General features: G+C 68.6%; 15 protein-coding genes. 5 read left to right on the top strand and 10 right to left on the bottom strand.

Features of this window, described 5'->3' with window-relative positions; genetic code table 11:
* Window positions 1-86 precede the first annotated feature (86 nt).
* The 4 genes from ACTWPW_RS29740 to ACTWPW_RS29755 form a co-directional block, all read right to left on the bottom strand.
* A complete protein-coding gene (locus ACTWPW_RS29740; protein WP_443170579.1) occupies window positions 87-521 on the bottom strand; it encodes a transposase in 435 nt (144 codons plus the stop codon).
* Window positions 522-651: 130 nt separating this feature from the next.
* Window positions 652-1,815, bottom strand: a complete 1,164-nt coding sequence (locus ACTWPW_RS29745; protein ID WP_375118610.1) for a trypsin-like serine peptidase — start codon at window positions 1,813-1,815, stop codon at window positions 652-654.
* A gap of 197 nt (window positions 1,816-2,012) precedes the next feature.
* Window positions 2,013-3,071 carry a trypsin-like serine peptidase gene (locus ACTWPW_RS29750; RefSeq protein WP_375118609.1) on the bottom strand — a complete coding sequence of 353 codons (1,059 nt, stop codon included), beginning with the start codon at window positions 3,069-3,071 and terminating at the stop codon, window positions 2,013-2,015.
* Between the two features lie 369 nt (window positions 3,072-3,440).
* On the bottom strand, window positions 3,441-4,559 hold the full coding sequence (locus tag ACTWPW_RS29755; protein WP_375118608.1) for a trypsin-like serine peptidase: 1,119 nt from the start codon (window positions 4,557-4,559) through the stop codon (window positions 3,441-3,443).
* A gap of 491 nt (window positions 4,560-5,050) precedes the next feature.
* On the opposite strand from ACTWPW_RS29755, the gene ACTWPW_RS29760 reads away from it, so the two are divergent.
* The 3 genes from ACTWPW_RS29760 to ACTWPW_RS29770 all read left to right on the top strand — a co-directional run bounded on the left by ACTWPW_RS29760 (window position 5,051) and on the right by ACTWPW_RS29770 (window position 7,993).
* Entirely contained in the window at window positions 5,051-5,932 is an 882-nt protein-coding gene (locus tag ACTWPW_RS29760; protein ID WP_375118607.1) for a hypothetical protein, read from the top strand.
* A 161-nt stretch (window positions 5,933-6,093) separates the two neighbouring features.
* Window positions 6,094-7,050, top strand: coding sequence for a zinc-binding dehydrogenase (locus tag ACTWPW_RS29765; protein WP_443170580.1), 957 nt, complete (start codon window positions 6,094-6,096; stop codon window positions 7,048-7,050).
* A gap of 76 nt (window positions 7,051-7,126) precedes the next feature.
* Window positions 7,127-7,993: an oxygenase MpaB family protein gene (locus tag ACTWPW_RS29770; RefSeq protein ID WP_443170581.1), complete on the top strand. Its 867-nt coding sequence runs from the start codon at window positions 7,127-7,129 to the stop codon at window positions 7,991-7,993.
* A gap of 357 nt (window positions 7,994-8,350) precedes the next feature.
* Here the strand turns inward: ACTWPW_RS29770 and ACTWPW_RS29775 are convergent, their stop codons facing one another.
* The 5 genes from ACTWPW_RS29775 to ACTWPW_RS29795 form a co-directional block, all read right to left on the bottom strand.
* Window positions 8,351-9,103 (bottom strand): PadR family transcriptional regulator, encoded by a 753-nt coding sequence (locus ACTWPW_RS29775; RefSeq protein ID WP_375118604.1) that lies wholly within the window; start codon window positions 9,101-9,103, stop codon window positions 8,351-8,353.
* On the bottom strand, window positions 9,100-9,903 hold the full coding sequence (locus ACTWPW_RS29780) for a DUF4097 family beta strand repeat-containing protein (protein ID WP_443170582.1): 804 nt from the start codon (window positions 9,901-9,903) through the stop codon (window positions 9,100-9,102). Before ACTWPW_RS29780 ends, ACTWPW_RS29775 begins: the two co-directional genes overlap by 4 nt.
* A 198-nt stretch (window positions 9,904-10,101) precedes the next feature.
* On the bottom strand, window positions 10,102-10,281 hold the full coding sequence (locus tag ACTWPW_RS29785; RefSeq protein WP_080045373.1) for a DUF6104 family protein: 180 nt from the start codon (window positions 10,279-10,281) through the stop codon (window positions 10,102-10,104).
* 108 nt (window positions 10,282-10,389) lie between these two features.
* The gene (locus tag ACTWPW_RS29790) at window positions 10,390-14,037 is read right to left on the bottom strand and encodes a multifunctional oxoglutarate decarboxylase/oxoglutarate dehydrogenase thiamine pyrophosphate-binding subunit/dihydrolipoyllysine-residue succinyltransferase subunit (protein WP_375118602.1); all 3,648 of its coding nucleotides are present in this window, start codon (window positions 14,035-14,037) and stop codon (window positions 10,390-10,392) included.
* A 204-nt stretch (window positions 14,038-14,241) separates the two neighbouring features.
* A complete protein-coding gene (locus ACTWPW_RS29795) occupies window positions 14,242-14,886 on the bottom strand; it encodes a B3/B4 domain-containing protein (protein WP_375118601.1) in 645 nt (214 codons plus the stop codon).
* Between the two features lie 73 nt (window positions 14,887-14,959).
* On the opposite strand from ACTWPW_RS29795, the gene ACTWPW_RS29800 reads away from it, so the two are divergent.
* The gene (locus ACTWPW_RS29800) at window positions 14,960-15,526 is read left to right on the top strand and encodes a helix-turn-helix domain-containing protein (protein ID WP_375118600.1); all 567 of its coding nucleotides are present in this window, start codon (window positions 14,960-14,962) and stop codon (window positions 15,524-15,526) included.
* Entirely contained in the window at window positions 15,523-16,806 is a 1,284-nt protein-coding gene (locus ACTWPW_RS29805) for an MFS transporter (RefSeq protein WP_443170583.1), read from the top strand. Before ACTWPW_RS29800 ends, ACTWPW_RS29805 begins: the two co-directional genes overlap by 4 nt.
* Here ACTWPW_RS29805 and ACTWPW_RS29810 read toward each other — a convergent pair.
* Window positions 16,754-17,599, bottom strand: a complete 846-nt coding sequence (locus ACTWPW_RS29810) for a glutathione S-transferase family protein (RefSeq protein WP_443170584.1) — start codon at window positions 17,597-17,599, stop codon at window positions 16,754-16,756. The two genes, ACTWPW_RS29805 and ACTWPW_RS29810, sit on opposite strands and share 53 nt — an antisense overlap.
* Between the last annotated feature and the right edge of the window lie 37 nt (window positions 17,600-17,636).

Here is a 17,636-nt window from a genome sequence, read left to right on the forward strand (position 1 = left end):
ATCACAGGAACCAGATTGGAGCCTGTCCCGTCTAAGTTGACTCATTTCTCACAGGTGATCTTCAGGTTCGGGGTTTCAAGGCGGGTTCACTGCCTTCTTGGCTGCACCACGTCGCCCAGGAGGGCCTGGAGACTGGCCAGGACTGCCGCGTCCCTGAGGTGGGAGAGGGGTGGCGGGGCGGTGTGGGGGCTGCCGGGGGCCGGTTGGTGCGTCCTGGGGGAGGTGTAGGCCGGTGGGGTCGTCGCCGTGCTCGTGCGGTCGTCGTCGCCGCTCGTCCGCAGGGCGAGGGTGAGGCGTTGCCAGGTGCCGTCGGCGGTCCAGCGGCGGTGGCGCTTGTAGGCGGTGACCCAGCAGCCGTACCGGTCGGGCAGGGAGCGCCAGCGGACACCGGTGCGGGCCTGGTAGAGCAGTGCGTTGATCACCATGCGGTCGTCGGGCGACCGGTCGCCATGGTCGCCGTACGTGGAGAGCAGCGGCGCCACCCGTTCCCACTCGGCGTCTGTCAGATCATCACGACGCATGCGCCCATCGTGACAACGTAAACACTGTCTGTCAGGAGATCAAAGAAAGATCTCCGTGAAACGCCGAAGCGAGGACCTCGGGCGTGTGCCGAGGCCCTCGCTGAAGGGCTCTGAAGGGTTCTGCGGGGGCTTACTTGTACAGCTCGCCGTTCGGGCCCACGATCTTGCCGGACCACACGTTCTTGGCCGCGTTGTACACCGCGGCCGTCTCCCCGTCGAAGTACGGCGAGGTGATGTAGTCGACCCTGTCGTTGCCGTCCTGGTCGGCGAAGGTGCTGGTGACACCGTTCACGTAGCCGAGGCGCTTGGCGTTGCTGTAGTTCAGCAGCCAGGGGCCGCCGTCGTAACCGGGGGTCACGGCGCACTTGAGGCCGATGTGCTCCTCGATCTTCAGCCAGGAGGCGCCGACCGTCTTGGCGGTGGTGTTGCCGTAGCAGTGCTTCGGCGTCACGCCGCTGTACGGCTTGTTGCCGTCAGGGTGCGGGGCCGCCGGGTAGCCGAAGGCGCGCACGGGCTTGCCGGTGGGCTGGTTCCAGGCGAAGCCCTGGCCGCCGACGTTGTCGCCGAGGCGGCCGGCGTCCTTCGACAGCAGGATGTAGTAGCGCCCGCCCCACGACCGCTTCGGGCCGGTGAAGCGCTGGAAGTCCTTGCGGTCCACCTGCTTGACGCCGTTGAAGTGGATGCCGTTGTAGACGGTGACGAACGCGTAGTCGCGGTCGTAGTCCTCGTACGTGTCGAAGTCGAAGTGCGTGAACGCCTGCTTGCCCACGTAGATGCCCCAAGGCGCCTTGCCCTGGTAGTAGCCGGGGACGAAGACCCAGTTGTCCATCGTGGCGGCGTTGCTGTCGGTGTCGTACACGCAGTGGCCGGCCGTGGCGACCAGGTTGCGGTAGTTCGACTGGATGGAGGAGGCCGAGCACCAGCGGAACTTGCCGCCGGCGTCGACGAAGAAGACCTTGCCCACGGTCTTGGGGAGGTTGATGTTCTGGGCCCTGCCGGTCGACTTGGACTCGCCGGTCGGCGCCGTGGTGCCGGGGCGGCCGTCGGGGTCGGCGCCGCCCTTGGAGACGACCTTCCGAACTTCCTTGGAGTCCCACGGGTACTGGGTCGCGGACCGGAGCGCGGCGCCGTTCGAGGCCAGCCAGAAGGAGGCGACGGAGACGGCATCGGAGGTGTTGCGGGCCATCGGGTCGTGGGCGACGTCGCCGTCGGCCTGCGCCGTGCCGGACAGGCCGGAGGCGAGCAGACCGGTAGCCAGGAGGGCTCCGCCGGCGGGAAGAAGGATTCGCTTCAAGGTAACTCCAGGTTGCGCTGACATGAGGCGCCTCGTGCACCCCCAGAACTCAGCAAACGGACAGCCCGGAACCTACAGCTTTGACTAAGTGAATGTGAATTTTCGGTAGATCATGTCAACGCTCCCAAGTGGCGTCGTGACCTTGCCGAGACACAGAACTGGCTGATCACCCGTAGTGACCGGATGGTTGCTATGACTTACGTCACATTTGGGATGGTGGTCAGCCCCGCGGCGCGTCGGTAGACCTCGCCGGTGGTGGTGTCGAAGTAGGGGGAGGACACCGCGTCGTAGCGGCCCTTGGCGTCCCTGTTCCAGGTCAGGCTGTTGACGCCGTTCAGCGTGCCGAGCCTGCGCGAGTCGTCGTAGCCGATCAGCCACGGGCCGCCGCTGGCGCCGGGGCTGAAGTCGCACGGCTGCAGCTCGACGCCCTTCTGCAGGTCGCGGCCGGGGGCCACGGTGAAGCGGGTGGCGCGCTCGGGGCACTTGCGCAGCGTCTTGCCGTTGAACGGGGTCGAGCCGTCGGGCTGCGCGCCCGCCGGGTAGCCGAACGCGGCCACCGTGTACGAACCGGGCTCCTTGTTCAGGTCGATGCCCAGCCCGCCCACGTTGTCCTGGAGCCGGCCGACGTCCTGCATGACGTAGCCGCCGTCCTTGGCGACCCAGGTGAAGCCGCGGTGCACGGTCACGAACGCGTAGTCGTAGTCGTAGTCGGCCTTGCCCGACCAGTCCTCGTGCATGTTGATCGAGGCGCCCACGTAGATGCCGTCCGGCGTCTCGCCGTTGGGGCCGGGGTTAGGGACGAAGATCCAGTAGTCGGCCGGCTTGGCCTGGCGCGAGTCGTACGCGCAGTGCCCGGCCGTGGCGACGACGCTGCGGTTCTTGGCCGCGACCGCGCTGGCGGAGCACCAGTACTCCTTGTCCCCGAACCGGAAGAAGACCTTGCCCATCGTCCTGGCGGTGCCCTTGCGCGGCGGCACGGGCGCCACGCCCTGTGCGGCGGTCGCCTGCTTGACGGCGGCGACGGGCGCACCGGGGCCGGAGGCGGCGGCGGCCGACGAGGTCGTCGGGGCGGCAGCGGCGGCGGGCGTGGCGGGGCTGTAGTTGTCGGCCTGCTTGAGGCGGTCGGGCCGCCAGTAGGCGGCGACGCGCTTGACGTCCGAGAGGGTCTTGGCCAGCGGGACGGCGAACACCTTGCTGGCGGGCGCGGCATCGGCGACCCCCGTGAAGGCAGGCAGCATCAGCAGCGCGCTGCTCAAGGCAGCGGCAACGATGTGCCTGGCCCGGGGGATCATGAAATGCCTTTCTTGGGGTCGTAAGGGTGGATTTTTCCAGATGTACAGACTGTATTGCAGCTTGGATAGAGATTCGTTACCTGATCAAGGGTGCATCGCGAACTATAAGGATGCCGTCAGCCGAACGGTCCCGATACGTGTAAACGATCATTACTTGATGGCGTTTGCGCAGGTGGGAGCGGGTGCCGGGCGACGTTCGCGGGGATGGAATTGCGCGCATTCCCGGCCTCTTTCGAGCCGGTCGAGTGGCGCACGCCACGTCGTCGCCATCCCATTCCGATCCCAGGGGAAGGCCCCGGATCCCGAGGGAACCGGGGCCTGGTGCCAACTTGATCACGGCATGTTGCCGGTCCACCGGTTGGCGGCGGCCTTGTAGACCTTGTAGGTGTCGGAGTTGAAGTACGGCGACGAGATGTGGTCGTAACGGTCGTTGCCGTCGGTGTCCCACGCGACGCTGTTGACGCCGACCAGGTAGCCGGTGCGCGACGCGCTCTTGTAGTTGTAGAGGAACGGTCCGCCGCTCGCGCCGGCGGTGAAGGAGCACTTGAAGCCGATGTGCTCCTGCAGGTTGTACTTCTTGGCCTCGGGCATCGCCTTGGTCTTGCCGTAGCAGTACTTCATCGTCCGGCCGGTGAACGGCTTGTCGCCGTCGGGGTGCTCGCCCGCGGGGTAACCGAACGAGAACACGTTCAGCTTCGTGCTCCGGTTCCAGGTGAAGCCCTGGCCGCCGACGTTGTCACCGAGCCGGCCGGCGTTCTTGACGGTCCACTTCCAGCGGCCGTTGACCTTCTCCCAGCTGACCTTGATGCCGTTGTAGACGTTGACGAACGCGTAGTCGAAGTCGTAGTCCTCCTTCACCACGAAGTCGTCGTGCGCGTTGAAGGTCTTGGCGGCGTAGATGCCGTAGGGCGCCTTGCCGTTCCAGACCTTGTCGCCGTCCCAGTACGACGGGATGAAGATCCAGTTGTCGTAGAAGGTGTTCTTCTTGGTGTCGTAGACGCAGTGGGCGGAGGTCGCCACCAGGTTGCGGAACTTGCTCTGCACGGAGCTGGCCGAGCAGTAACGCCAGTTCTTCGGGTCACGCGGGTCGGCCTTCGGCAGCGTGAAGAACACGCGGCCGACGGTGTTGGGCAGGTTGACGTGCTTGCTCTTCTTGCTCGTCGTCTTCTCCGCGCCGATCGGCGGCACGGAGCCGGGGGGTCCGTCAGGGGTGTCGTTGCTGCCCTTGACGCCCTTGGACGACAGGTCGAGCCCGTCGTCGTAGTCACTGGCCAGCTTGATGCGGTCGGGCGTCCAGAACTGGATCGCCTGCTCCGCGGGGGTCGCCGCATTCTTGGACACGACATCGGAGGGTGCGGTCGCGCCCGCGGCGCCGCTGACCATGCCCGCCGCCAGCCCTATGGCCACGAGGCCGGCGAGGGGGATCGCGATGCGCCTTGCTCGGGAATACATGGAGCTCCTCTCAGCTTTCGGCGGCCCAGAGCGGGGTACTGCGCCCCGGTGGGCCAGGAAAACGATGGGAACGTTAATGAATGGCTCGATCCGGCGGCCAGGAAACGACGTGAAAAAGCATGGGCCGGTTCCGTTCCGTTATAGAAATAGCGAATCCGCATGTATTCCTGATTGGCATTTCTGCAGGTGGGGGCGTTGTTAATTCTTCTGCAGTAACACCGGTAACGTTTATTATCAGACGCCACTCCGCGTTTGTTCCGGATGGTGGGGCTCATTGGGCCCGTCAATCTCTTTGGGGCCGGTGCGGGTGCGGGTGCGGCTCGACGCCGACGAGGAGTGGGCTGAGGGGGCCGCACCGGCCATCGGGCATGGTTGTGAATTCGTGACCTGCGACAAGGATTTCGCCAGGTTCCAGGGCTTGCGCCGGCGGTCGCCGCTCAACTGAACTGAAGCGTAAGGGCGCAAGCCGGCACTACTCGGCTAGGAACGTCGTGGCTGACCAGTTCGACGTCATCGAGGCAGGCGAGCGCGGCCGTCGCCGGTGGGTCGGGCTGGTGGTGGTTCTGGCGCTCCTGCTGGTCCCTGTCATCGGCCTGCTCGCCAGCCGCGATCCGGTGCCCGAAACGCTGCCCGCGAGCCCGACGCCCGAGCCCATCCGGTCGCTCACCAGGCTCGACAACGCGCCCAACACCATCGACGTGCCCGCCGTCGCCAAGGGGGGCGACGAGGTGCTCCCGGTGGTGTTCCCGCACGGGGCGCGCGCCGAGGTGCGCTATCCGAAGGAGCTCGATCTCGACGAGATGGGGTCGCGGCCGTTCCAAGGGGGCTGGGTCGGGGGGAGATACCGGCAGTTCGTCGCCCCGTACGGCGGCGAGGTCGAGATCACCCGGGGTGGCCGGCCGATCAGGAACTACACCGACAACGTGACCCTCTGGCCGCGCCAGGCCGGGAGCGGGTTCTACGGGCAGGTGCTGTTGTTCGCGTTCGGGCCGTGGCGGCTGGCGATGTACGACCGGGGGCAGGGGCTGACGTTCGAGCAGCGGATGGCTCTCGCGCAGAACCTCAAGGGGAGGGTGACGAAAGAGGGTTACCTGGTGCTGTCGGCCGAAGGGGACCTGCGGCTGGCCAGGCCGGGGGAGATCGCGGAGGACGAGCCGATCGGGCCGCAGCTGTGGTTCGGCGGTGGCGCGGGGCAGATGGTCGCGCTCGTGCCCACGCCCGACTGCGAGAAGCGGGCCAGGATGCCGGATGTGATCGAGGGGCGCGGGCGGCCGACCGACATGGTGTGCCGCGGGGACGTGCTGGTCGCCGTCACCGGGCCGACGAGGTTCCGGGAGATGGCGATTTCGGGCATCCGGATCACGATGAAGTGAGGGTGCGCTTCCGCTTCAGGGCAGGCTCCGGAGCGGCCGCGGAGGGGGTGGCGTGCTCGGAGTGGTCGGTGGGGGTTGGGGTGGCCCGGGGGGCAGGGGTAGGAGGTCTTAGGGCGGTGGGGGTTCGGGGGAGGGGCGCCGGGCTGAAGTAAGGTGCGGCCATGTTCGCCGTAACCGCCACACAGACCGATCCCGACAACCCGCTCGCCGGCCTGACGCTCGGCGAGCACCCCGAGCCGAAGGTGCCGGACGGATGGACGACCGTCTCCGTCCGGGCGGCCGCGCTCAACCACCACGACCTGTGGACGCTCAAGGGCGTCGGCATCAGGCAGGACCGGCTGCCGATCGTGCTCGGCTGCGACGCCGCCGGGGTGGACGAGGACGGCAACGAGGTCATCGTGCACTCCGTGATCGGCACGGGCGCCGACGAGACGCTCGACCCCAAGCGCACGCTGCTGTCCGAGATGTACGACGGCACGTTCGCCGAGCGCGTGGCCGTGCCGCGCCGCAACCTGGTGCCCAAGCCGGCCGCCCTCAGCTTCGAGCACGCGGCCTGCCTGCCGACGGCCTGGCTGACCGCGTACCGGATGTTGTTCGACAAGGCCGGGCTCGAGCCCGGCTCCACCGTGCTCGTGCAGGGCGCCGGCGGTGGCGTCGCCACCGCGCTGATCGCGCTCGGCCGGGCCGCCGGCTACCGGATCTGGGCCACCAGCCGGTCCGAGGGCAAGCGGGAGCGCGCCCGCCAGCTCGGCGCCGACCAGGTGTTCGAGCCGGGCGCGCGGCTGCCCGAGCGGGTGGACGCGGTCATGGAGACCGTCGGGCAGGCCACCTGGGACCACTCGCTCAAGTCGCTCAAGCCCGGCGGGCGCATCGTCGTCTCCGGTGCCACCAGCGGCGCGGTCCCGCCCGCCGACCTGAACCGGGTCTTCTTCCTGCAGCTGTCCGTGGTCGGGTCCACGATGGGGACGCGCGAGCAGTTGCAGCGGCTGGCCGTGTTCCTGGAGCAGACGGGGCTGCGGCCCGAGATCGACCGGGTGCTGCCGCTGGCCGAGGCGCGCGACGGGTTCACCGCCATGGCCGCCGGGGAGATCTTCGGAAAGATCGTCTTTGCCGGCTGAATAAGTGAAGGGTTACTTCTGACCTTCCTGGGTGATACAAGAGATGTGGGGTTGTATCACCCAGGAGGCAGTCATCATGAACGTTGAGCCCTTCGGCCCAGGTTCGATGCACTGGGACACGGCCGGCGAATATCGCAATCTGCTCGTGGCCGGCAGCGCGCTGGTCCTCCAGACGATGCACCCGGCGGTCGGCGCGGCCGTCGCGGAGCACTCCACGTACAAGGACGATCCGTGGGGGCGGCTGGAGCGCACGCTCGCGTCCGTGCAGAAATGGGTCTACGCCGGCCCCGGCGGCCCCGCCGAGGGGCAGCGGCTCAGGGAGCTGCACAAGCCGATCAGCGGGGTGGACGAGCGGGGCAGGCACTACCACGCGCTGAACGGCGAGGCGTGGGCGTGGGTGCACCTGACGCTGTTCGAGCGGTTCATCGCGCTCAACCGCTACTTCGGCACCCCGTTCACGCGCGAGCAGGAGAAGCGGCTCTACGCCGAGTCGCGGCAGCTCGGTGCGATCCTGCGGGTGCCCGAGCGGGAGCTGCCGGACGACCTGGAGGCGTTCTGGCGCTACTTCGACGACATGGTGGCCGAGCGGCTGGAGGCGCATCCGACCGCGCTCGACGTGCTGTCGGTCATGCGCGGCACGCCGGCGCCGCCCGGACTGCCCGCTCCGCTGCGCCGGCTGTGGACGCCGGTGGGGGCCGGGGCGGGGGAGTTCAACTACTTCATCACCGTCGGCACCCTGCCTTCCGCCGTACGCCGGAAGCTGGGGCTGCGCTGGACGGCTCGGGAGGAGCGGCGGCTGCGGCACCTCGGGCATGCGGTGGCGATGCTGACGCCGCGGTTGCCGGAGCGGCTGCGGTACATGCCGATCGCGTACCACGCTCGTAAGGCGGCGCGGGGTTCACGTCGGGTGGAGCGGCTTTCGTCGGCTGCTCGCTCCGCATAGCCCCGTCCAGGTCTTCGCCCGTTGCCCGCTTGCCGGAACGCCTTCCGCCACCGCGCCGTACTTCAGTGAGGTCCTTGTGGGGTGGGGAGGGGGCCGGTCGGCCTGCGCGGCGACCGCCTCGGCCCGCGTTGTACGGCGCGTGCGGGCCCACGGCGAGGTGGTCGGCGGGGGAGCGCGGCGAGTGGCACGTCCCCGCGCTGAAGGTGCGATGTGAGAGGCGCAGGGCCGCGTCCTGAAGGCGCGACGGGAGGGGCGCAGACCTGTCTGGGAGCGGGGGGTGCGGCGGCCGCTCGTGTTCGGGAGCGGCGGCCGCGTGCGTGCGTCGTGATGTGGTCGGGCGGTGGGCTCTCGGTCCGGTCAGCGTTCGAGGATGTCGCGGATGCGGCGGCTCGCCTCGTCCAGCGTCGTACGCAGCTCGGCCAGCTTCTCCGGCGTCAGCCGCGCCTCCGATGCCTCCTCGCGAGCCTCGGCGACGAAGTCGGCCAGCAGCTCGCCCAGCTCCGCGTCGAGTTCGGCCCGGTTGGAGGGCGCGTCGGACGGTGCGCCGCCGAGCGTGGTCCAGACCTCGGACCAGATCCGGCGCCACTCCATGCTCAGCCGCTCGCCCGAGTCCTGCCAGTGGTTGGCGTGTTCCATCCACTGGCGCTTCTGCTGGTCCCTGAGCCGCCTGAGGTCCTCCTTCTGCCTCTCCCGCAGCCGCCTGGTGTCATCGGTGGCCCCCGTGCGTACGTCCTTGGCCATCCGCGTCAGCTCGTCGCGCAGCGACTTGACCGTGTCGCGCACGTCCTCCTTGACCTCGCGGGCGATGTCGCGCACCGAGGCGGAGATCTCCTGCTCCAGGTCGTCGAGCTCGTCGAGCCGGGCGTTCAGCTCCTCGCGGCCCTTGTCGGTGATCGAGAACACCTTCTTGCCCTCGACCACCTCGTGCGTCACCAGGCCCTCCTCCTCCAGGCGGGCCAGGCGCGGATAGATCGTGCCGGGAGAGGGCGAGTAGACGCCGAGGAAGCGGTCCTGGAGCAGCCGGATGACCTCGTAGCCATGACGCGGGCTCTCTTCCAGCAGCTTGAGCAGGTACAGCCGAAGCCGGCCGTGACCGAAGACAGGGCTCATTCCTTCTCTCCCTTGAGCAGCGTGACCTCGCCGGAGACCGTGATCGCCGACACAGACGCCATGCCGCCACCCAGCCGTCCCGACAGCACTTTCATGCCGGGGCCGCTCTTGTCTGACAGTTCCTCGAACGCGCTGACCAGCCTGCCGGAGGTGGACCTGGCGCTGATGTCCGCCTCGACGTTCTCGGGCAGCCTGACCAGGATGTCACCGGAAACGCTGTTGAACGTCACGTGACCCGTCGGTCGCAGCGTGAGATCTGCCGTGATGCGGCCGGAGACGGTGTTGGCCTTCAGCCGGTGCGGCGTGCCGCCCGCCACGGTCAGGTCGCCCGAGACGCTGATGAACGACAGGTCGCCGTCCATCGCCCGGCTTTCCACGGCTCCCGAGACGGTGTTGGCGACCACGTTGCCGCTGACCGCGTCGAGCACGATCTCCCCGGAGACGCCCTTGACGTGCGTCACCCGCTCGAACCCGGCCAGCACGGCGGACGCGGACACCACCCCGGCCTTGACCTTGCAGGTCTTGGGCACCGCGATGGACAGCACCGTCCTGCGCCGGTCCGGTTTGAGCCAGCCGAGCAGGCCGTCCCAGGTGAGCTCGCGGTAGGTGATGGTGAGCTCCCTGGCCGCCTCGTCGTACGTCACGAGGAGCGGCGAGGCCGAGTCCATCTCGGCGATCTCCAGGGTGGGCGGGCCCTCACTGGCCAGCACGTCCAGCCGGCCGGCGACGATGCGTACGTCGAGTGAATCCACATCGCCGAACGTCAGTTGCCCGGGCTCATCGATCGTCCACTGCTGCATTGGCTCCCCCGCCCCTCTCTGATGGCACGTCCCTACATCAATCACGATATGTCGCGTTTCGTGAAAACTCAAGATGTATCGCGTTCTCCAGCATAGGGCTTTCCGGCGGGAAGGGGCGTACCGCGGTGGTGAGCACTGCGGGAGTGTCGGCGTCTTGCCAGGTGAGGACCGGGGGTGGCGGGCGTGGCCCGTCCCGGCTCAGTCGTCCTCGTCGTCGTCCAACCGCGCCAGCCACGTGGCCAGGCGCTCGATCGGGGTCTCGAACTCGGGGTTGAGGTCCACGAACTCGCGCAGCCGCTCCCCGAGCCACAACAAGCTGACCTCCTCCTCGCCGCGCCGCTCGACCAGCTCCTCGATCCCCCGATCGGTGAAGTACATCGCTCTCCATTCATCGCCGGGGCACCGCGCCCCGCCTGACTTTAACCTGCCTGAACAGCAGCGAACCCCCGGCCGTGGCACGGCCGGGGGCTCACTGGTGGTGGTCGCTCAGCCGAAGATCTGGTGCAGGATCTCCTCGAGCTCCGTGTCGTGCGAGTTGTGCGAACCCGTGGCCGGCGAGCTGTTGGGCGTGCGCGACACGCGCCGCAGCGCCCGGCCGCCCAGCGTCTGCGGGTCCTCGGCCAGCTTGAGCGTCAGGTACGGCCACGGCCCCATGTTGGCCGGCTCGTCCTGGGCCCAGAACAGCTCGACCTGCGACCCGTAGCGGGCCAGCTCCGCGGCGAGCTCCTCCGACGGGAACGGGTAGAGGCGCTCCAGCCGCACGATCGCGACGTCGTCGCCGCCGACCTTGTCGCGGTGGGCGGCAAGGTCGTAGTAGAGCCGGCCGGAGGTCAGCACGACCTTGGTGACCTTGCCGGCGTCGACGGTCGTGTCGCCCAGGACCGGCTGGAAGGCACCCGAGGTGAAGTCGGACGACTTCGACGTGGCCGCCTTGTGGCGCAGCAGCGACTTGGGCGTGAAGACCACCATCGGCTTGTGCCGCTCCGACTCCACCTGCCAGCGCAGCAGGTGGAAGTAGTTGGCCGGCGTGCTGGGCTGCGCGACCGTCATGTTGTCGAGCGCGCAGACCTGCAGGAACCGCTCGATGCGGGCCGAGGAGTGGTCGGGGCCCTGGCCCTCGTAGCCGTGCGGCAGCAGCAGCACGACGGAGGACTTCTGGCCCCACTTCTGCTCGCCCGACGAGATGAACTCGTCGATGATCGTCTGGGCGCCGTTGACGAAGTCGCCGAACTGCGCCTCCCAGAGGACCAGGGCGTCGGGCCGGACCACGCTGTAGCCGTATTCGAAGCCGAGCGCCGCGAACTCGCTGAGCAGCGAGTCGTAGACGTAAAACTTCGTGGTGCCCTCGTTGAAGGTCTTGAGCGGCGTGTGGTCGGCGCCGGTCATCCGGTCCACCAGGACGGCGTGGCGCTGGGTGAACGTGCCGCGGCGCGAGTCCTGGCCGACCAGGCGCACCGGGTGGCCGTCCATCAGCAGCGAGCCGAACGCGAGCGTCTCGCCCATCGCCCAGTCGATCGCGTCCTGCTCGACCATCTGACCGCGGCGCTGCAGCACCGGCGCCAGGCGCGGGTGCGGCGTGAAGCCGTCGGGCAGGTTGAGCTGGGTGTCGACGATGCGCTTGAGCGTCTCGTGGGTGATCGCCGTCGGGGTGTCGTCGTGGGACCACTTGACGACCTCGGCCGGCGGCACCCGCATGGCGCCCGCCTCCAGCGGCTTCTTCGCCGCCTCGCGGGTCTCGGTGAACGCCTGCTCCAGCTTCACCTGGTAGTCGCGCAGCGCCTGCTCCGCCTCCTCGACCGTGATGTCGCCCCGGCCGATCAGCGCCTCGGTGTAGAGCTTGCGGGTCGAGCGCTTGGCGTCGATCAGGTCGTACATCAGCGGCTGGGTGAAGGCCGGGTTGTCGCCCTCGTTGTGACCGCGGCGGCGGTAGCAGATGAGGTCGATGACGACGTCCTTGCGGAACGCCTGGCGGTATTCGTAGGCCAGCTCGCCCACGCGCACCACGGCCTCGGGGTCGTCGCCGTTGACGTGGAAGATCGGCGCCTGGATCATCCGCGCCACGTCGGTCGCGTAGACCGAGGAGCGGGACGAGGCGGGCGAGGTCGTGAAGCCGACCTGGTTGTTGACCACCACGTGCACGGTGCCGCCGGTGCGGTAGCCGCGCAGCTGCGACAGGTTGAGCGTCTCGGCCACGACGCCCTGGCCGGCGAAGGCCGCGTCACCGTGGATGAGGACCGGCAGGACGGTGAAGCCCTCCTCGCCGCGCTCCAGGAGGTCCTGCTTGGCGCGGACGACACCCTCCAGGACCGGGTTGACCGCCTCCAGGTGTGAGGGGTTGGCGACCACGGAGGCGGTGATCGTCTTGCCGCTCGGCGCGGTGAACGTGCCGGTCGCGCCGAGGTGGTATTTCACGTCGCCCGAGCCGTGCGCCGTGCGCGGGTCGATGTTGCCCTCGAACTCGCCGAAGATCTGCGCGTAGGACTTGCCCACGATGTTGGCCAGCACGTTGAGGCGGCCGCGGTGGGCCATGCCGATGACGACCTCGTCGAGGTCCTCGTCGGCGGCGTCGCTGATCACCGAGTCGAGCAGCGGGATCAGGGACTCGCCGCCCTCCAGCGAGAAGCGCTTCTGGCCGACGAACTTCGTCTGCAGGAACGTCTCGAACGCCTCGGCGGTGTTGAGCCGCGACAGGATGTTGAGCTGCTCGTCGCGCTCGGGCGACTTGTGCGGCTTCTCGACCCGTGCCTGGATCCAGGCCCGCTCCTCGGGGTTCTGGATGTGCATGTACTCGATGCCGACGGTGCGGCAGTAGGAGTCGCGCAGCACGCCCAGGATCTCGCGCAGCTTCATCAGCGGGCGACCGCCGAACCCGCCGGTCGCGAACTCGCGCTCCAGGTCCCACAGCGTCAGGCCGTGCGACTGGATGTCGAGGTCGGGGTGCTTGCGCTGCTTGTATTCGAGCGGGTCGGTCTCGGCCATCAGGTGGCCGCGTACGCGGTAGGCGTGGATCAGCTCGATCACGCGAGCGGACTTGGCCACGTCGTCGTCGTGGGAGGCCGAGATGTCCTGGACCCAGCGGACCGGCTCGTACGGGATCCGCAGCGCCTCGAAGATCTCGTCGTAGAAGCCGTCCTCGCCGAGCAGCAGCCGGTGGATCTGCCGCAGGAAGTCGCCCGACTGGGCGCCCTGGATGATCCGGTGGTCGTAGGTGCTGGTCAGCGTCATGACCTTGGAGACGGCCAGGCGCGAGAGCGTGTCGGGGGAGGCCCCCTGGTATTCGGCCGGGTATTCCATCGCACCGACGCCGATGATCGTGCCCTGGCCGGGCATCAGGCGCGGAACGGAGTGGACGGTGCCGATCGTGCCGGGGTTGGTCAGCGAGATCGAGGTGCCGGCGAAGTCGTCGACACCGAGCTTGCCGGCCCGGGCCTTGCGGACGACGTCCTCGTAGGCCATCCAGAACTGCCGGAAGTCCATCTCCTCGGCGCCCTTGATCGAGGGCACGAGGAGCTGGCGCTCGCCGTTGCTCTTCTGTACGTCGATCGCCAGGCCGAGGCCGACGTGCTCGGGCTTGACGAGCGTCGGCTTGCCGTCGATCTCCGCGTAGGAGTAGTTCATCTCCGGCATGGCCCGCAGCGCCTTGACGATCGCGAAGCCGATCAGGTGCGTGAAGGAGACCTTGCCGCCGCGACCCCGCTTGAGGTGATTGTTGATCACGATGCGGTTGTCGATGAGCAGCTTGGCCGGGATGGCCCGGACGCTGGTCGCGGTCGGCACCGACAGCGACAGGTCCATGTTGGCGGCAGTGCGTGCCGCCGCGCCGCGCAGCTTGACCTCTTCGGCGCCCTTGGGCACCGGAGTGGCCGGCTGCTTCGGCTTCTCGGCCGCCGGTGGCGCCTTGGGAGGTGCCTTGGGAGCCTGGGGAGGAGCGGGGGCGGTCACAGTGCCGTTCGCCGCCTCCCTGACCGGGGTTCGACCCGGCCCGTAATCAGGGTTGTAGTCAGCGAAGAAGTTCCACCAGGCCTTGTCGACAGACTCGGGATCTTGGAGGTACTTCTGGTACAGCTCGTCGACAAGCCACTCGTTCTGACCAAAGCTTGCCAGCGGGTTTGTCCGCGACGACTCAGACGACACGGCGGAAATCGCCCTCTTCCGCAGATCGGCGTTGATGTTAGAGAACCTGTCCAAGGCTACTCGCCCGGACCGGCAGCGCGCGCCTAAGAGCCCGTGCCGCCTCGAACGATCCTCTCAGGACCGCGCAAAGAGGTCACGCCCGCCTAGTCAATCCGGGTGGTGCAGCCTTTATTACTCTTTGGTATCAACGTCGCTCCAGGAGGTTTATTTCCCATTGGACACGAGTCTGCTTGTGATCTGCACCTCTGGCGACAAGACGGACAGAAGGTCTGCCAGCTCCTCGCCCGCCTGCTTGAGCTCCTCCAGCGACATCGGCTCAAGGCGCTCGAGAAGGAAGATCGCGTTGGTGGTCTCCTCCGTGAGACGGGTGCGCACGACCTGACGCCAGTTCCACCGCCGGCAGGTGACGCCGAGGTCGTCGCGCCAGATCACCTCGCCGGGCTCCGGCTGCCCGAGCGCCTCCTCCGACGCCTCGTCGCCGGTCGCCCGCACCAGCCGCGCCGTGCCGACGTAGTGGTCGAGGTCCTCGCCGCCGATGGGCAGCGCGTGCTTGACGCTGATCGAGTTGTACGCGTCCACGGCCCGGTTGATCTCCGGCAGCGGCATCCGCCGGGTGAGCGCGTCGACCGACGGCCGGGTCCGCTGCGGCTTGGCCCCGAACGCCCGGTAGGCGTCCTTCCAGGCGTCGATCTTGTCCGCCTGCACCTCCACCGCCGACGCCTCCGCCAGCCAGGCGCGGGTCCGGTCGTCGGTCGGCCCGTTGCCCAGGCCGTGTGCGGTCATGATGAGCACCGCGAAGTCGGGTCGCAGTGCGAAGACGGAGTCGTCCACCCAGATGTCGTCGAGCATCCCCACAGTTTAGAAGCGCGGACAACCGCAAAATTCATTTTGCAAAATTTATTTTGCGGTCTAGGGTGAGGACATGGAGGAGCGCTACAAGATCACGGACCCCCAGGTGCTGAAGGTGGTCGCCCACCCGCTGCGCAGCCGGCTGCTCGGCCTGCTGCGCACCGACGGCCCGGCCACCGCCAGCGAGCTGGGGCGCAAGACGGGCGAGAGCTCCGGCTCGACCAGCTACCACCTCCGTGAGCTGTTCAAGCACGGCTTCATCGAGGAGGACCCCGACCGGAGCGACGGTCGCGAGCGCCGCTGGCGGGCCCGCCACCGCTACACCTCGTGGAACAGCCGCGAGCTGGTGGGCTCCCCGGGAGGGCGCGAGGCGGTCGAGGTCATCCGGCTGCGGCAGGCCCAGGTCCTCGCGGAGGGCATCCGGGAGTTCGACGAGTCCGCCTGGTCCCCGGAGTGGGTGGAGGTGGCGGGCCTCAGCGACCACTTCCTGGCGCTCACACCGGCCGCGATGGCCGAGTTCATGGCGCGTACCGAGGAGATGCTCAACGAGCTCTCCGCACGCGACGCGGGTGCTCCTGACGCGCGGGACGTGCACGTCTGGGTCGGGGGCTTCCCCCGCATGCGAAAGGAGGGGCCGTGACCGCGCGTTCGGCCTTACGGCGTTACATGCTCGTCAGTTTCCTCACCTGGCTGCCCGTGGGGCTGATGGTGGCCAGCATGGTCCTGCTCATGACCGAGCGGGGGCTCAGCCTGGTCCAGGTCGGGGTGGTGGTGACGGTGTTCTCGATCGTGACCGTGAGCCTCGAGCTGCCCACGGGCGGGCTGGCCGACGTGGTGGGTCGGCGCGTGGTGCTGGCCGCCTCGGCCGCGTTCACGGTGGCGGGGCTCGCGCTGATCAGCGTGTCCACCGCGTTCTGGATGTTCCTGGTGAGCGGGGTGTTCAAGGGCGTCGCCCGGGCGCTGTCCAGCGGCCCGGCCACCTCCTGGTACGTCGACACGCTGCACGGCATCGAGGGCCCCGACGCCGACCTCAAGCCCGGCCTGGCCAAGGGCGGCGCGATGGAGTCGGTGGCCCTGTGCGTCGGCGTGCTGGCGGGCGGCGCCTTGCCGCTGTTGGTGCCGCCCTCGCTGATCTTCCCGCTGGCGGCGCCGCCCCTGCTGGGTGCGGTGGCGGCGGTGGTCCTGCTGGTCGTGGTGGTGTTCGCGCTGCCCGAGCCGGCCCACGGGCGCCGCTCCCTCAAGAGCGTGCTGCGCGAGGTGCCCGCCACGGTGGCCGGCGGGCTCCGGCTGGCCATGGGAGGCGTGACGCTGCGCAGGCTCATGGCCGCCGCCGCGGCGTCCGGCGTAGTGCTGACGACCATCGAGCTGCTCACGCCGGGCCGGCTGGCCGAGCTGGCGGGCACGGCCGAGCTCGGCAGCCTGGCCTACGCGGTGGTCGCGGCGCTCGGGTTCGCGGGCAGCGCCCTGGGCAGCGCGCTCGTCCCGCGCGTGGCCCGCCTGGCCGGCGGCTCGGTCGGCGGCGCGGTCGGCGGGACGGTGCTGACCGCGCTCTCCGTGGGGGCGCTGGCCGCGACGGCGGGGCTGGGCGGCCTGCCCGGGCTGCTGAGCGCCGGGCTGGCCTACGTCCTGCTCTTCGTGGGCGGCTCGGTGACGGGCCTGCTGTGCCTGGAGATGACCCACAATTCGGTCACCGCCGCCGAGCGCACCACCGTCACCTCGACGAGCTCGCTCTCCCTGCAGGGCGGCGGGATCCTGGCCAACCTGTCGCTCGGCGCCCTGGCCGCGCAGGCGGGCCTGGCCGCCGCCTGGGGCGTCGCGGCCGTGGTGATGCTGTCGTCGGTCCTGCTGTTCGTGCGGATGCCGGCGGCTACGAGCTCCAGTCCAGCTCAGGCCCTACCGGCACGATCCGGCTCGGGTTGATGTTGGTCTGGGTGATGTAGTAATGACGCTTGATCTGGTCGAAGTCGGTGGTTTCCCGGAAAGCTGGGATGGCGTACAACCTACGGGCGTACGCCCACAGCGCGGGATAGTCCACCAGCCGCCTGACCGAGCACTTGAAGTGCGCGTAATAGACGGCGTCGAACCGGGCCAGGGTCGTGTAGAGGCGCACGTCACTGTCGGTGAGCGTGTCGAAGAGGAACTCCGACTCGGCCAGGCGCACCTCCAGGAAGTCGAGGGTGGTGAACACCCGTGCCACCGCCTCCTCGTACACCTGCTGGTCACGGGAGAAGCCGGCCTCGTAGACCGCGTTGTTGAGGCCGTGGTAGAGGCGGTCGTTCATGATGTCGATGTCGGGGCGCAGACGCTCCGGATAGAGGTTGGGCGAGGTGCCCCATGACGTCTCCAGATCGAGGGTGATCTGGGGGAAGTCGTTGGTGACGATCCGCTCGTCCCTGGTGTCCCAGACGCACGGGACGGTGTAGCGGCCCACATAGCCCGGGTCGGTGGCGTGGTAGAGCTCCGACAGGTATTCCGGGTCGCCGCCCGGCACCCGCCAGCCCTTCTCGTCGCGGATGGGGTCGACGATCGTGACGTCCAGCAGGTCCTCCAGGCCGAGGAGTGCCCGGACGATCAGCACGCGCTGTGCCCAGGGGCAGGCGTAGGAGGCGTAGACCCGATAGCGGCCGGGCTCGGGTGGTCCGAGCCGATCCGTGAACCGGTTCGGCTGCCGGACGAAGCGGCCATCTTCGGAAAGCTCGCGGCTCAGCTTCATGACCCCTAGTAGAACACGATTCGGATACAGAACTATA

The sequence above is a fragment of the Nonomuraea sp. KM90 genome, from assembly GCF_052246675.1.
GTDB lineage: Bacteria > Actinomycetota > Actinomycetes > Streptosporangiales > Streptosporangiaceae > Nonomuraea.

Bases quoted from the DNA above. Each gene is read 5' to 3' on its own strand.
- ACTWPW_RS29740 (WP_443170579.1), bottom strand. From the start codon at position 521: ATGCGTCGTGATGATCTGACAGACGCCGAGTGGGAACGGGTGGCGCCG.
- ACTWPW_RS29755 (WP_375118608.1), bottom strand. From the start codon at position 4,559: ATGTATTCCCGAGCAAGGCGCATCGCGATCCCCCTCGCCGGCCTCGTG.
- ACTWPW_RS29765 (WP_443170580.1), top strand. From the start codon at position 6,094: ATGTTCGCCGTAACCGCCACACAGACCGATCCCGACAACCCGCTCGCC.
- ACTWPW_RS29770 (WP_443170581.1), top strand. From the start codon at position 7,127: ATGAACGTTGAGCCCTTCGGCCCAGGTTCGATGCACTGGGACACGGCC.
- ACTWPW_RS29775 (WP_375118604.1), bottom strand. From the start codon at position 9,103: ATGAGCCCTGTCTTCGGTCACGGCCGGCTTCGGCTGTACCTGCTCAAG.
- ACTWPW_RS29780 (WP_443170582.1), bottom strand. From the start codon at position 9,903: ATGCAGCAGTGGACGATCGATGAGCCCGGGCAACTGACGTTCGGCGAT.
- ACTWPW_RS29785 (WP_080045373.1), bottom strand. From the start codon at position 10,281: ATGTACTTCACCGATCGGGGGATCGAGGAGCTGGTCGAGCGGCGCGGC.
- ACTWPW_RS29795 (WP_375118601.1), bottom strand. From the start codon at position 14,886: ATGCTCGACGACATCTGGGTGGACGACTCCGTCTTCGCACTGCGACCC.
- ACTWPW_RS29800 (WP_375118600.1), top strand. From the start codon at position 14,960: ATGGAGGAGCGCTACAAGATCACGGACCCCCAGGTGCTGAAGGTGGTC.
- ACTWPW_RS29810 (WP_443170584.1), bottom strand. From the start codon at position 17,599: ATGAAGCTGAGCCGCGAGCTTTCCGAAGATGGCCGCTTCGTCCGGCAG.